Consider the following 13,682-nt stretch of genomic DNA (forward strand, 5'->3'; position numbering starts at 1 on the left):
AGCCTGCGTGCGCTTGCATGCAACCCGGATGATCGCAGGAGTCGCCGTGCCTCGATTTCTGCTTGCGTTGCTCACGACCACCGCGCTGATCGGCGGGGCCGGGGCCGCGCTGGCCCAGGGCGGGGCGGGTGGCTCCGGGCTGGGCGGTGCCGGTGGGGCGAACAGCAATTTTTCAGCGGGTGCGCCCGGCACGAATGACGCTCTGAATGGTGGCGGCGGTGGCGGCGCGGGCGATACCGGTGGTGCGGGCGGCGCGGGCGATGGGCCAGGTGGCGCGGGCGGCACGGGCCCCGGCTTGTCCGGTGCGGCGGGTGCCCCGGGCACCAATGCGGGTGCGGGCGGCGGCGGCGGTGCGCATGGCCTCGTGGATTTCGCCTTGCCGACCAGCGCGGTCACGGGCGGGGCTGGCGGGGCCGGTGGCGCGGCCACGGGTGCTGGCGCCGGTGGTGGCGGCGGCGGCGCGGGTGCCGCGGGCCTGGTTTTCATCCCCTTCGGCAATGCCGGCACCTTGTTCGACAGCATCACCGGCGGTGCGGGCGGCGCCGGCGGTGCGACCGCCGCGGGCCAGGGGGGCCAGGGGGGGCGGGGCGGCACGGGCATCGTGTTCACCGCGCCGGACGGCATCAGCGTTCAGATCCAGGCCAATGTCAGCGGTGGCCAGGGTGGGGCGGCCGGCGCCGGGGGCGGTTCGCCGGGCGCGCCCGGCCTGGGCGGCGCCGGCATCGAGGGGAGCAGCCTCACCATCACGCTCGGCGCCACCCTCGCGGGGGGGCTTTCGGGCGATGGGCTGCTGCGGGCCTCCGCGCTGGAGCTGACCGGTGGGGCCAACCTGCTGATCCTGGGGGCGGGGGGCGCGCTTGAGGGCGGCATTGCGCTGAGCGGCTTCGCCGCGCTGGACGTGGCGGCCGCCGCCGATGCCACGATTTCCGGCGTCATCTCGGGGCTGGGCTCGCTGAGCAAGGTCACTGCCGGCACGCTGACCCTGAGTGGTGCCAACAGCTATTCCGCCGGCACCAGCCTGCTCGCCGGCACCCTGGCGCTGGGTGACGCGGCGGCGCTGGGCACGGGCCTGGTCACGCTGGGCGACGCCACGCTGCGCGCCGATCTGGACGCGAGCTTGGCCAATGACCTGCGCATCAACCTCGGCGCCGGCGCCACCATCGCGGCCGCCACCGGCACCACGCTGACACTGACCGGGGCACTCACGCCCGCGGGTTCCTCCACGCTGAGCTTTGGCGCGGCCGGCCTGGCCGGGAACATCATCGCCGGCTTCAACACCGTGGATGTGGCCGATGCCGCGAGTGCCGCCCTGGTGATCGCGGCCGGCACGGTGACCGCGGGCGGCTTCGCCTTCAACGCCCTCATCGCCAGTGCCGCCGGCACGACGATCCGTGCGGGCGCCACGCTCGACCTGAACGGCCAGATGAGCAGCATCGCCAACCTCCAGGGGGCCGGCACGCTCACCAATACGAACCTGGTGCGCATCGGTGCGGGCAGCTTCGCCGGCGCCATCACCGGTGCGGGCGGCAGCCTGGAGAAATTCGGCGCGGGCACGCTGACCCTGACTGGCACCAACACCTATACCGGCACCACCGAAATCAGCGGCGGTACGCTGCGCATCGGCGATGGCGGCTCCACCGGGACGCTGGGAGGCGGCGCCGTGATCAATGACGGCGCGCTGGTGTTCAACCGCGCTGATGCGGTGACCGTCGCCAATGTCATTTCCGGCAGTGGCAGCGTGACGCAGATGGGCGGCGTTCTGACGCTCGCTTCCGCCAATAGCTACACGGGTGGTACCGCGATCACCGCCGGAACCATCACGCTCGGCAATATCGGCGCGCTGGGCAGCGGCGCGGTCAGCATCAGCAATGGCGCCCTGGTCTCCCAAGTGACGGGCAGCCTGGCCAATGCCATCGGCTTGACAGATGGCGCGACGGCGATGATCGGCGCGGCCACCGGGCAGACCCTCACCCTCACGGGCGGGCTGTCGCTGCGGCCTGGTTCCACGCTCACCATCGGCTCCGCGACGGAGACGGGCACGGTGGTGGCGAGCCTTGCCGCGTCGGATTTCTTCTCGCCCGCGACGCTGGCGCTGAACGTCGCCGGCGGCACGCTGCGGGCGGGCAACCTGGTGCTGAACCAGCTGACGCAAGGGGCGGCGAGTGTGACCATCGCGGCCGGCGCCACGCTGGATTTTGGCGGCTTCATCGGCACCATCGGCAACCTGCAGGGGGCGGGCACGCTGACCGGCACGGCGCCCACGCAGATTTCCGCGGGGCAATTCGCCGGGGTGATCGCGGGCACGGGCGGCTTCGACAAGGTGGGTGCGGGCACGCTGACGCTGACTGGCGCCAACACCTATGCCGGGGTCACCACCATCAGCCAGGGCACGCTGCGCATCGGCCCGGGCGGGCAATTGAGTGGCGGCGGCGTGACCAACAACGCCGCACTCGTCTTCGCGCGGGATGATGTGGTCACCCTGGGCAACGCCATCTCGGGCAGCGGCACGCTGACCCAGGCGGGGGCCGGCACGCTGATCCTGACCGGCGCCAACACCCATACCGGGCTGACCACGATCAACGCCGGCGGCACGCTGCAGATCGGCAATGGCGGTGGTTCGGGCCAGATCAGCGCGGGTGCCGTGCTGAACAATGGCGCGCTGGTGGTGAATCGCGGTGATGCGGTCACCTTGGGCAACGCCATTTCCGGCACGGGCAGCCTGACGCAGGCGGGGCCGGGGACGCTGATCCTGACGGGGGATAACAGCTATACGGGCGGGACGACGATCCAGGCCGGCAGCACGCTGCAGGTGGGGGCGGGGGGGAGCACAGGCTCGCTGGGCAGCGGTCCGGTGAATGTTGCCGGCGCACTGAGTTTCAACCGCAGCGACCGCTACGTGCAATCCGGCGACATCTCCGGCGAGGGCTCGTTGCGAGTCAGATCGGGCGAACTCGTTCTGACGGGCGACAACGCGTTGGACCGGGTCACCATTGATGCAGGTGCCGCCCTGCGCATCGGCGACGGCGGAAGAGCGGGCTACCTGGGAAGCAATGACGGCGGCGCTCCGCCAAGCCTGTTCGTCACGAATGGCGGGACGCTGATCTACAACCGAAGTGACAGCACTTTCTTTTCGGGAAGCGTGGAAGGGCCGGGCGCGCTGCGCGTGGCCTCGGGCTCCATGACGCTTTTGTTGGATTCCCGTTTTGGCGCGGGTGTGACGATTGCGACCGGCGCTGAGCTGGTGGTCAGCGGGCTCGGTCGCGGTGGCGGGCCTGCGAGGCTGTTCGCCGATGTCGCCAACGAGGGTGTGCTGCGTTTCGCGCGCCAGAGCAACTCCTTTACCACCCAGTCGGGCTTGGTCAGTGGCTCAGGCAGCGTCGTCGTCTCGGGCATGGTGTATTGGGAGGCCGCCGGCACCCATACCGGTGGTACGACCATCACGGAGTTTGGCCTCCTGAGACTGGGCAGGGGCGGTACGAGCGGCAGCGTGAGCGGAGATGTCCTGAACCGGGGCACGCTGTTTTTTGACCGTAGCGATCCTGTGACCTTTGGCGGCGTGATCAGTGGGACCGGTCAAATCCGGATCGCGGGAGACGTCACCCTCACTGGAGCGAACAGCTATGCCGGATCTACCGAGATCGGCGCGGGCGCCACGCTGCGCATCGGCGATGGCGGGGGTTCGGCGACGGTGGGCGCCGGGGCCATCGTGAATGATGGCAGCCTCATCCTGAACCGGTCCGGTATCCTGACCGTTCCGGGGGCCATCTCGGGCAGCGGTCAGCTGGTTCAGGTGGGCGGTGGCACCACCATCCTGACCGGCGCCAACAGCTATTCCGGCACTACGACCATCAGCGCCGGCATCTTGCAGATCGGCAATGGCGGCGCGCCGGGCAGCCTGGGAACGGGCGCTGTGGTGAACAACGCGCAGCTGGTGTTCAACACCAGCGGCGGGATGACGGTGGCGAACGCCATCTCCGGCACCGGCAACCTCACTCTGATGGGCGGCGGCATCCTCGGCCTGACCGGCGCCAACACCTACTCGGGCACGACAACCATTGCCGCTGGCACGCTACAGATTGGCAATAACGGGACCTCGGGCACGCTGGGCACCGGCGATGTCGTGAATAACGGAAGACTCCTTTTCAACCGCCAGGATTCGGTCACTTTTGCCGGCGCAATTTCCGGAACCGGCCGGCTGATCCAGGGCAGCAGCGGAGGCGGGACCACCACTCTCACCGGCCAGCTCAGCTATACCGGCCCGACCGAGGTCGTGGCGGGCACGCTGGCCTTCACCAACAACAGTCTTTTCGCCACGCAGCGGACCAGCGTCATCATTCAAACGGGCGGCACGCTCGACCTCTCCGGCATCACCGGTGGGGTTACCTCGAATATCGGCTCGCTCCGGGCCTTTGGTCGGCTGAACCTGCCGAGCGGTACGGCGGAGGCACCTGGTCAGCTGAAGGTTGCGTCCGGCTCGGAGGAAAGCTTCGTCGTGGGGCCGATCTCCGGCGCCACCGGGCGACTGGTCGTGTCCGGTGGAACTCTCGCCCTCGGGGCTGACAACACCTATCGCGGCGGCACCGTCCTGCAGGATGGCGCGACGCTGCAGCTGGGCCTGGGCGGCACCACCGGCAGCATCCAGCCGGGGCTGACCATGATCGGCTTCGGCAACACCCTGGCCTTCAACCGTTCGGACACGGTGACCAGCGATATCGCCCTCGATGGCTTCAACAATCTCACGCAGAAGGGGCCCGGCACGCTCATCCTGACGGGCAACAGCCTGCATCTGGGCACAACGACGATTTCCGCCGGCACATTGCAGATTGGGAATGGAGGCACCGATGGCTCGCTCGGGCCGCTGACCGCGATCGTGAACAACGGTACGCTGGCCTTCAACCTGAGCGGCATCGCCGGCGCGGGCAACTCGATCTCCGGCACCGGAAACCTGGTCCAAATGGGTCCCGGGACGCTGATTCTGACTGGCACCAACAGCTATTCGGGAACGACCACCATCGCGGCCGGAACACTGCAGATCGGCGCGCTGACGCCCTCGGGCTCGCTCGGCAGTGGTGCCGTCATCAACGATGGCACGCTGGTCTTTGAGCGGATCGATGCCGTCACTTTTGCCAATGCCATGAGCGGAACGGGCGCGCTCCGTCTGAACTTCGGCACGGTGACCGCGACGGGTGCTCTCGACCATACCGGCGGCACGACCATCGGCGCGGGCGCGCGGCTCAATATCGGCAATGGCGGCACCACGGGCAGCCTGGCTGGCAACGTGGTGAACAACGGCACGCTGGCCTTCGCCCGCAGCGACACTGTGACCTTCGCGGGCGTCATCTCCGGCCCGGGCGGCCTGCAGCAGAACGGCACGGGCAACCTGATCCTGGCCGGCGCGAACACCTATACCGGGCCGACCATCGTCAATGCCGGCACACTCTCGGTGAATGGCTCGATCGCCGGTTCCAGCGGCGTCATCGTGAATGGCGGGGCGCTGGGCGGCACGGGGCAGATCCCGGGGCTGATGGTGGCGGCGGGGGGCAGCCTCTCGCCCGGGAATTCCATCGGCACGATCAGCATCGCCGGCAACTTGACCCTCTCCGCCGGTTCCACCACCGTGATCGAGGTGGAGGGTGCCCGGGCCGACCGCATCCAGGTCGCTGGCCTCGCCACGCTCGGGGGCGCGTTGCGGCTGGTGCCGCTGGGCGGCCCCTATGTGTTCAACGCGCCCTATGTGCTGATCCGGGCGGGCGCGGTCACGGGCCAATTCGCCACGGTCAGCACCGAGGGCAGCTTCGGCGCGGGGGTGACGACGCGGGTGACCAGCACAGCCGATGCCGTGGAGTTGCAACTGACGCCCGCGCCGCTGGCTTCGGCACCCACGCTGTCAGGCGGGACGGCGAATCAGCGGGCCGTGGCGCGGGGGCTCGACGCGGCGGTGGCCAGTGGTGCGGATGTCTCGGCCTTGTTCCCGCTCTATAATCTTGCGGCGGGCGCCATGCCGCGCGGGCTCGATCAGCTCTCGGGCCAGGTGCACACATCCGGCACGCGCGCGGCGATCGAGACCTCGGCGCAGTTGCTGGGCCTGCTGCTGGACCCCTGGCGGGCCGAAGGCGAGGCAGCGGGGCGCATGCGGGTCTGGGCCAGCGGCTTTGGTGGCGGCGGGCGCCGCGGCGGCGATGGCGGCACCGGCAGCAATGCCGTGACCGGGGGCGGCGGCGGCGTGGCGGCGGGGGCGGAAATCCGGCTCGCCGCCGGGCTCAGCGCCGGCTTCGCCATGGCCGGCGCGGGCACCCAGATGAGCCTGGCGGGCGGGCTGGGCAGGGCGGAATCCAGCCAGGTGCATGGCGCGCTCTACATGACGGGCGCGCGCGGGCCGCTGCGGCTGGGCGCCGCGCTGGCCTATGGCGGCGCCGATGTCACCACGCGGCGGCAGGCCGGCTTCCTCGGGGCGGGCAATCTGAATGGGCGCTACACCTCCCACGGGCTCGCGATGCGGCTGGAGGCCGGCTGGGAATGGGCCGGGCCGATGGGGGTGACCTTCACCCCCGGCCTCGCTTTCCAGGGCGGCTGGTTCGAGACGCCGGGCTTCACCGAGCGCGCCACGGGGCCGCTGGCGCCGGCCGCCCTGAATCTCTCCGGCCGGACCCAGGCGCAATCGCGCATCGAGCTCGGCCTGCGCGCGCAGACGCCGCTTTCGGCCCAGCTTTCCGCCTTCGGCCGGGTGGCCTGGGCCGCCTATCTGCAACGCGATGCGACCATCGGCGCGCGCTTCGCGGGCCTGCCGGCCTCGGGCTTCCAGGTCACGGGGGCGCGGCCCGACGCGCATGCGGCGCTGCTCTCCGCCGGGCTGGATTGGCGGCTGAATGCGGCCTGGAGCCTGACCGGGCGGCTCGATGCGGAGCTTTCGGCCAGCACCTCGCTCCTCGGCGGCACGGCCCGGCTGCGCTATGAATTTTGACGCCGCGCGCTGCGCATGGGAGTGCATCCCGTGTGACCGACCTCGCATGGGACCCCTGGCAGGATTTCGACGCCGCCGCTGATCCGGGCCCGCCCTTCGGCGCCCGCTACCCCGCGCGCATGCCGGATGGCCGCTTCCTGCATCTGCCCATCCGCCCGATCGGCGTGGCCGGGCTGATCGCCACCCAGGCGAGCTTTCCCGTGGTGCATGCGCTGGCCGGCTGGATGGCTGAGGCAGCGGCCCCCCTGGGCGCCGAGATGGTGCTGGGCCTGCCCACCCTCGGCCATGTCTTCGCCCCCCTGCTGGCCGAGCGGCTGGGCCATGCGAACTGGGTCGCCGCCGGCTATTCGCGCAAGCTCTGGTACGAGGAGCGGCTGAGCGTGCCCATGCGCTCCATCACCACGACGGCCGAGCGCCGGCTCTGGCTCGATCCACGCATGCTGCCGCGCCTGGCCGGGCGCCGCGTGCTGCTGGTGGATGATGTGATCTCCTCCGGTTCTTCGGCGCAGGCCGGGCTTGCGCTGCTGGCCGCGGCGGGGCTGCGCCCGGTGGGGCTTTGCGTGGCCATGGTACAGACCCGCGCCTGGGCAGCGGCCTGGCCCCGGGAGATTCCGGTGATCAGCGTGTGCGAGACGCCAGGCTTTCGCCAGACCCCGGCCGGATGGTGGCCCGGGCCTGGCTGATCACGCTCCCATCGGATCAGCTCCCCACCTGACTAGGTCAGGGCCGAAAAGAGCGGCGTCAGCGCGAGTGCTGCCATCAGCGCGATCAGCCCATAGGCGATGATGCTGCCCCAATCGGGGCCTTTGCCGCGCGGGGGAGGGCTGGCTTTCGGGGGGAGCACCATGCGCGGGGTCCTGTCTCGTCTGTCCGGGGGGCAGGTCGCAGCCTAGCCCATATTTTCAGTCATAGGCATTCAATCAACATGCGCTGGTTAATAATTCCTGAAAGCCTGGCCGTTTCGCGCGCGGCCGAAAGCGGTAAGCTGCCGCATCGCCCCTCCCCAGGAGTTCCCCGCCATGCGCCCCAATTCCCTGCACGCCGCCGATATCGCCCATTTCGTGCATCAGCAGACCGACCTCGCCGATCACGGCGAGCATGGCGCGGTGCTGATGGCCCGTGGCGAGGGCGTGCATGTGTTCGATACGGAAGGGCGCGAATATATCGAGGCGATGGCGGGGCTCTGGTGCGCCTCGCTCGGCTTCTCGGAGAAGCGGCTGGCGGATGCGGCCTACAAGCAGCTGCTTTCGCTGCCCTATTACCACACCTTCTTCCAGAAGGGGCATGAGCCCGCCGTGCGCCTGGCGGAAAAGCTGATCGAACTCGCACCTCCCGGCCTGACGCATGTGCTGTTCCAGTGCTCAGGCTCGGAGGCGAATGACGCGGCGATCAAGCTGATCTGGTATTACAACAACCAGCGCGGCAAGCCGGCCAAGAAGAAGCTGATCGGCCGCATCCGGGGCTATCACGGCAATACCGTCGCCACCGCCTCGCTCTCCGGCCAGCCGCACATGCAGGCGGATTTTGACCTGCCGCTGGGGGATCGCTTCCTGCACGTCTCCAACCCCAATTATTACCGCTTCCATGAGGAAGGCGAGACGGAGCTGCAATTCTCGCGGCGCTGCGCGGCCGAGCTGGAAGCGCTGATCGAGCGCGAGGGGGCGGACAACATCGCCGCCTTCTTCGCCGAGCCGGTGCAGGGCGGCGGCGGCGCCATCACCCCGCCCGAGGGCTATTTCCAGGCCATCCTGCCCATCCTGAAGCAGCACGACATCCTGTTCGTGGCCGATGAGGTGATCTGCGGCTTCGGCCGCACCGGCAACATGTGGGGCTGCGACACCTATGGCGTGACACCCGACATCATCACCTGCGCGAAGCAGCTGACGGCGGCCTACCAGCCGCTTTCGGCCACGCTGATTTCGGGCCCGATCCATGAGGCGCTGATCCAGGGCTCGAAGAAGCATGGCAGCTTCGGCCATGGCTTCACCTATGGCGGCCACCCGGTGGCCTGCGCCGTCGGGCTGGAAACGCTGGCCATCTATGCCGAGCGGGACATGGTGGGGCATGTGCGGCGCGTCTCGCCCGCTTTCCTCAATGGCCTCGCCGCCTTCCGCGATCATCCGCTGGTGGGCGATGTGCGCGGCGTGGGGCTCATCGCCGGCGTAGAGCTGATGGCCGACAGGAAGACGCGCACGCCCTTCGCGCCCGGCCAGAAGATCGGCGTGCTGGTGCAGCAGAAATGCCATGAGGCCGGCCTCGTCGTGCGCGCCATCGGCGACCGCATCGCCTTCACCCCGCCGCTCATCATGACGGAGGCGGAGATCGCCGAGATGTGCCGCCGCTTTGGCCAGGGGCTGGACGCGGCCTGGATGGCGATGCGCGAGGAAGCCAGCGTCCCGGCGTAAGCCGTGGTCCCGCCTTGCGGCCTGGCAAGGCGGTTCGGGGCTGCGTCAGGACAGGGCGCTGGGGGCGTTTCACCGGCTTTGCTATCGGTGAAAAGGTTCCCGATCGCCGCATCTTTACCGGCCGGTAATGTGGTCGGGCGAAGATGCGGGCATGAAAACGCTCCTTCAGCGCCTGCCGGCGCTCACTCTCGCGACGCGCATCGCGGCCGCGGGTGTTCTTGCCATCGGGCTGGCCGTGCTCGGACTGCAGGCCTGGTCCGTGCACAGCTTCCACGCCACCGAATCCGCCAGGTTGCAGCAGCGGCTGGAGCGGGATCTGCAATTGCTGGAATCGGTCACGGCGCAGCTTTCGGGCGGCGCCGCCTGGCGGCTGACGCCATCGGGCCAGCTCGCCCGGGGCGAGCGCGTCCTCGATGGCGCCAATGATGTGGTGGACATGGTCTCCCGCGCCGGGGGCGGGGTGGCGACCCTGTTCAAGGGCGATGAGCGCGTGGCCACCAGCGTGGTGCGCCCCGACGGCACGCGCGCCACCGGCACGCGGCTGGCCCCCGGCTCCGCCTACAGCGCCGCGGTGACCGGCGGACAGACCTACCGGGGCGAGAATGTCATTCTCGGCACCAACCACGTCACCATCTACCAACCCATCCGCGATGCCGCCGGCCAGCAGATCGGCCTCCTCTTCGTCGGCCAGTCGCTGGCCGTGCTGGCCGCCATCGAGGCCCGGCTGGTGCGGGAGGGGCTGATCGCGGGCAGTGCCGCCCTGCTGGTCATGGGCTTGCTCGGCTGGTGGGTGATGCGGCGCATGCTGCGGCCGATGGATGACCTGTGCCGCCGCGTGGCCGGCATCGCGGCCGGCGATGTGGAATCGGCCGTGCCCCACGCCGGCCGCCGCGATGAATTGGGCGCCATGGCCCAGGCGATCGAGACGTTGCGCCAGGCCCGGCTGGAAACCCGCGCCGCCCGGGCCGAGGCGGAGGCGGAGCGTGGCCGCATGGAACTGGCCCGGCGCGAGGCGGCGCTGGCCAATGCGGCGGCGCTGGAGGCAGCCCTCGCCGAGGCTTCGGCCAAGCTGGGCGAGCGCGCCTCCCTCACGCTCGTGGCCGCGACGCGTCTTTCCGAACTCGCTGAGCGCGCCACGGGGCAGGCCAGGGCCCTGGGCTCCGGCTCCGAGGAAGCGACCGCGAATGTCCAGGCCGTGGCCGCGGCAGCCGAGGAACTGGCCGGCAGCATCGCGGAGATCACCCGCCAGGTGACCGATGCCTCCAACATTGCCGACCGCGCGCTGACCCAGGCGCAGCAGACCGATGCGACGGTGCGCGGCCTGTCCACGGCGGCGCAGCGCATCGGCGAGGTGGTGCGGCTGATCGAGACGATCGCGGCGCAGACCAACCTGCTGGCCCTCAATGCCACGATCGAGGCGGCGCGGGCGGGCGAGGCGGGCAAGGGCTTCGCCGTGGTGGCCGGCGAGGTCAAGAGCCTCGCCCTGCAAACCGCCAAGGCGACCGAGGAGATCGCCAGCCAGATCGGTGCCATTCAGGCGACGACGGAAGGTGCGGCCCAGGCCATTGGCGGCATTGGCGAGACGATCCAGCAGCTGCACGCCATCTCCAGTGCCATCGCCGACGGCATGGCCCAGCAGGGCGATGCGACGCGTGAGATCGCCCGGGGCGTGGCCCAGGCGGCGGCGGCCACCACGGGTGTCTCGGGCGGCGCCCATGCGCTGAGCGATGATGTGGCGCAGACCGACAGCGCCGCGCGGGAATTGCGCGGGCTGGCGGGCGAGCTCGATGCTTCGGGGCGCTTCCTGCGGGAGGAAGTGACCGCCCTCGCGGCGCGGCAGCGCAACGCTTAGCAGTCCTTGGCGGCGGGCCTCCGGCGGGAAAGCCGGTGACCCGCCCCTCTCTGCGATGACGGGGCAGACCACGGATTGAGGCCCGCCAGGGGCGCCCCCCGCGTTACCTTTCGCCGCCCGGCGCGAAACCTCCATGCGGGGCGCGCCGGCACCTTCTGCAGGGCCGATCTTCTGCAAGGCCCATCTTCTGCAAGGCCCATCTTCTGCAAGGCCCATCTTCTGCAAGACGGTGCGGCGCCCTATCTGTGTCAGCACAAAGCAGGGAGCGCGGTCGGATGGAATACGCAACTTTGGGTGGGGGCTGCTTCTGGTGCCTCGATGGCGCCTATCGCGACGTCGCGGGCGTGCATGAGGTGGTCTCGGGCTATGCTGGCGGGCATCAGGTGAACCCGACCTATGAGCAGGTCTGCGCCAAGCGCACCGGCCATGCCGAGGTGGTGCGCATCGGCTTCGACCCGGCCGTGGTCAGCTACGCCGATCTGCTGCGGATGTTCTTCACGCTGCATGACCCCACGACGAAGGACCGGCAGGGGGCGGATGTCGGCCCGCAATACCGCTCCATCATCATGGCCGAGACGCCGGCGCAGATGCAGACGGCGCGCGAGGTGATGGCCGAGGTGACGGCAGCCGGGATCTGGGGCGCGCCGCTGGTGACGGAACTCGTGCCGGCCAGCATCTTCTACCCGGCCGAGGCCGAGCATCAGAACTACTTCGCGCTCAACCCCTGGTCCGGCTATTGCCGCGCCGTGATCGCGCCGAAGGTCAGCAAGTTCCGCAAGAGCTTCGCGGACCGCCTGCGCGGCGCGGCCACCCACAAAGTGGGGGCCTGAGCCATGTTCTTCGGCAAGAAGGCCAGCGCCACGGATTTCCCGATCCAGCGCAGCGAGGCGGAATGGCGGGCGGAGCTTTCCCCCGCCGCCTACAAGGTGCTGCGCGAACACGGGACGGAGCGGGCCGGCACCTCGCCCCTCAACGCCGAGAAGCGGCCGGGCGTGTTTCATTGCGCTGGCTGCGACACACCGGTCTTCGACGCCGACAGCAAGTTCGAGAGCGGCACGGGCTGGCCCTCCTTCACCAGCCCCATCCCCGGCAATGTGGGCGAGACGGAGGATAACAGCTTCTTCATGCGCCGGGTCGAGGTGCATTGCGCGGCCTGCGGTGGCCATCTGGGCCATGTTTTCCCCGACGGGCCCGCACCCACCGGGCTGCGCTACTGCATGAACGGCGTCTCGCTGGCCTTCAAGCCGGCGTGATTTGTGGCGGGGCCTGCGTATCGCCTTGAAATGGTCGGGTTTCTGGAGTTGATTGCAGTCTGTAACCCTTCCCGTGAAAGCCTCCTCCGCCATGTGGCGCGCCGCCCTGCTTCTACTGCTCAGCACCACCCTGCCGGCGCATTCCGACACGGTTTACGTCCTGAATTCGGGGGATGCCTCGATTTCGGTGGTGGATGCGGTGACGCGCGCGGAAACCCGCCGCATCCCCTTGCTGCGGGAGGCGCATCACATGGTGGTCAGCCCCGATGGGCGGGACCTGGTGGTGGGCGACAGCGGCGGCAACGAGCTGTTCTTCCTCGACCCCGCAAGCGGTGAAATCCGCCGGCGGGAGCGCATCAGCAACCCCTATCACCTGGAATACAGCCCCAATGGGCGCTACCTCGTGGTGGCCTCCCTGCGGCGGGACCAGATTGACATCTATGATGCCGCGACGCTGGCGCTGCTGCAGCGCTTCCGCCAGCCGGACAAGCCCAGCCACGTCGCCTTCAGCCCGGATAGCCGCTTCGTCTATGTCACGCTGCAAGGCACCGGGCAGGTGGCCGCGGTGGACATGGTGACGCGCGCCACGCTCTGGATCCAGGAGGTCGGCCCGGAACCGGCCGGCATCATCTGGCATCGCGGCAAATTGCTGATCGGGCTGATGGGCCGCACCGATTTCGTGACGCTGGACCCCGAAACGCGTGAGGTGCGCAGCGCCTTCCAGGTCGGCCGGGGCGCGCATAACGTGTTTCCCGCCCCGGATGGCCGCACGCTCTATGCCACCTCCCGCGTGGATAGCCGCATCGCCGAGGTGGATGCCGAGACGCTTGAAGTGCGGCGCGTGTTCGACGTTCCAGGCGGGCCCGACTGCATCGCCTTTGACGCCGATGGCCGCATCTACGCCACGCTGCGCTGGGTGGGCAGGGTCCTCGTGCTGGATCCGCAAAGCGGGGAGCAGGCGCAGATCCGCGTGGGGCGCAGCCCGCACGGGATTTTCGTGATGCCGCGACGGCCGGGCCTGGGGGCTGATTTCGTCTTTGCCTCGGCCGGTGCGGTCAGTGGCAGCCGGCCCATGGCGCAGCCCGTGGCCGGCGGCGGGGCCGTGGCGCGCGTGGCCCCGGCGCCCCTGCCCAGCCTGGGTGGTGACATGGCGGTGCGTGTGAATGCAGGGCACCCGGCGAGCTATCCGGCCCGCCCCTCACTGCGCTGAG

Annotated in this window: 8 protein-coding genes; 7 read left to right on the forward strand and 1 reads right to left on the reverse strand. The window is 69.8% G+C overall.

Features of this window, described 5'->3' with window-relative positions; all coding sequences use genetic code 11:
- Nucleotides 1-46 precede the first annotated feature (46 nt).
- On the forward strand, nt 47-6,961 hold the full coding sequence (locus tag LHU95_RS07335; RefSeq protein ID WP_283094295.1) for an autotransporter-associated beta strand repeat-containing protein: 6,915 nt from the start codon (nt 47-49) through the stop codon (nt 6,959-6,961).
- A 32-nt stretch (nt 6,962-6,993) separates the two neighbouring features.
- Nucleotides 6,994-7,644, forward strand: coding sequence for a phosphoribosyltransferase (locus LHU95_RS07340; RefSeq protein WP_248710711.1), 651 nt, complete (start codon nt 6,994-6,996; stop codon nt 7,642-7,644).
- 32 nt (nt 7,645-7,676) lie between these two features.
- Here the strand turns inward: LHU95_RS07340 and LHU95_RS23350 are convergent, their stop codons facing one another.
- Entirely contained in the window at nt 7,677-7,808 is a 132-nt protein-coding gene (locus tag LHU95_RS23350; RefSeq protein WP_283094296.1) for a hypothetical protein, read from the reverse strand.
- Between the two features lie 172 nt (nt 7,809-7,980).
- Between LHU95_RS23350 and LHU95_RS07345 the strand changes: the two genes are divergently transcribed.
- The 5 genes from LHU95_RS07345 to LHU95_RS07365 all read left to right on the forward strand — a co-directional run bounded on the left by LHU95_RS07345 (nt 7,981) and on the right by LHU95_RS07365 (nt 13,681).
- Complete coding sequence (locus tag LHU95_RS07345; protein ID WP_248710712.1) at nt 7,981-9,366, forward strand: aminotransferase; 1,386 nt, start codon at nt 7,981-7,983, stop codon at nt 9,364-9,366.
- A gap of 151 nt (nt 9,367-9,517) precedes the next feature.
- Complete coding sequence (locus tag LHU95_RS07350) at nt 9,518-11,218, forward strand: methyl-accepting chemotaxis protein (protein WP_248710713.1); 1,701 nt, start codon at nt 9,518-9,520, stop codon at nt 11,216-11,218.
- A gap of 275 nt (nt 11,219-11,493) precedes the next feature.
- Nucleotides 11,494-12,048 (forward strand): peptide-methionine (S)-S-oxide reductase MsrA, encoded by a 555-nt coding sequence (gene msrA, locus LHU95_RS07355; RefSeq protein WP_248710714.1) that lies wholly within the window; start codon nt 11,494-11,496, stop codon nt 12,046-12,048.
- Nucleotides 12,049-12,051: 3 nt separating this feature from the next.
- Nucleotides 12,052-12,471 carry a peptide-methionine (R)-S-oxide reductase MsrB gene (gene msrB / locus LHU95_RS07360; RefSeq protein WP_248710715.1) on the forward strand — a complete coding sequence of 140 codons (420 nt, stop codon included), beginning with the start codon at nt 12,052-12,054 and terminating at the stop codon, nt 12,469-12,471.
- Nucleotides 12,472-12,544: 73 nt separating this feature from the next.
- Nucleotides 12,545-13,681 carry a YncE family protein gene (locus tag LHU95_RS07365; protein ID WP_248710716.1) on the forward strand — a complete coding sequence of 379 codons (1,137 nt, stop codon included), beginning with the start codon at nt 12,545-12,547 and terminating at the stop codon, nt 13,679-13,681.
- The last annotated feature ends 1 nt before the right edge of the window (nt 13,682 follow it).

This window comes from Sediminicoccus sp. KRV36, assembly GCF_023243115.1.
Lineage (GTDB): Bacteria > Pseudomonadota > Alphaproteobacteria > Acetobacterales > Acetobacteraceae > Roseococcus.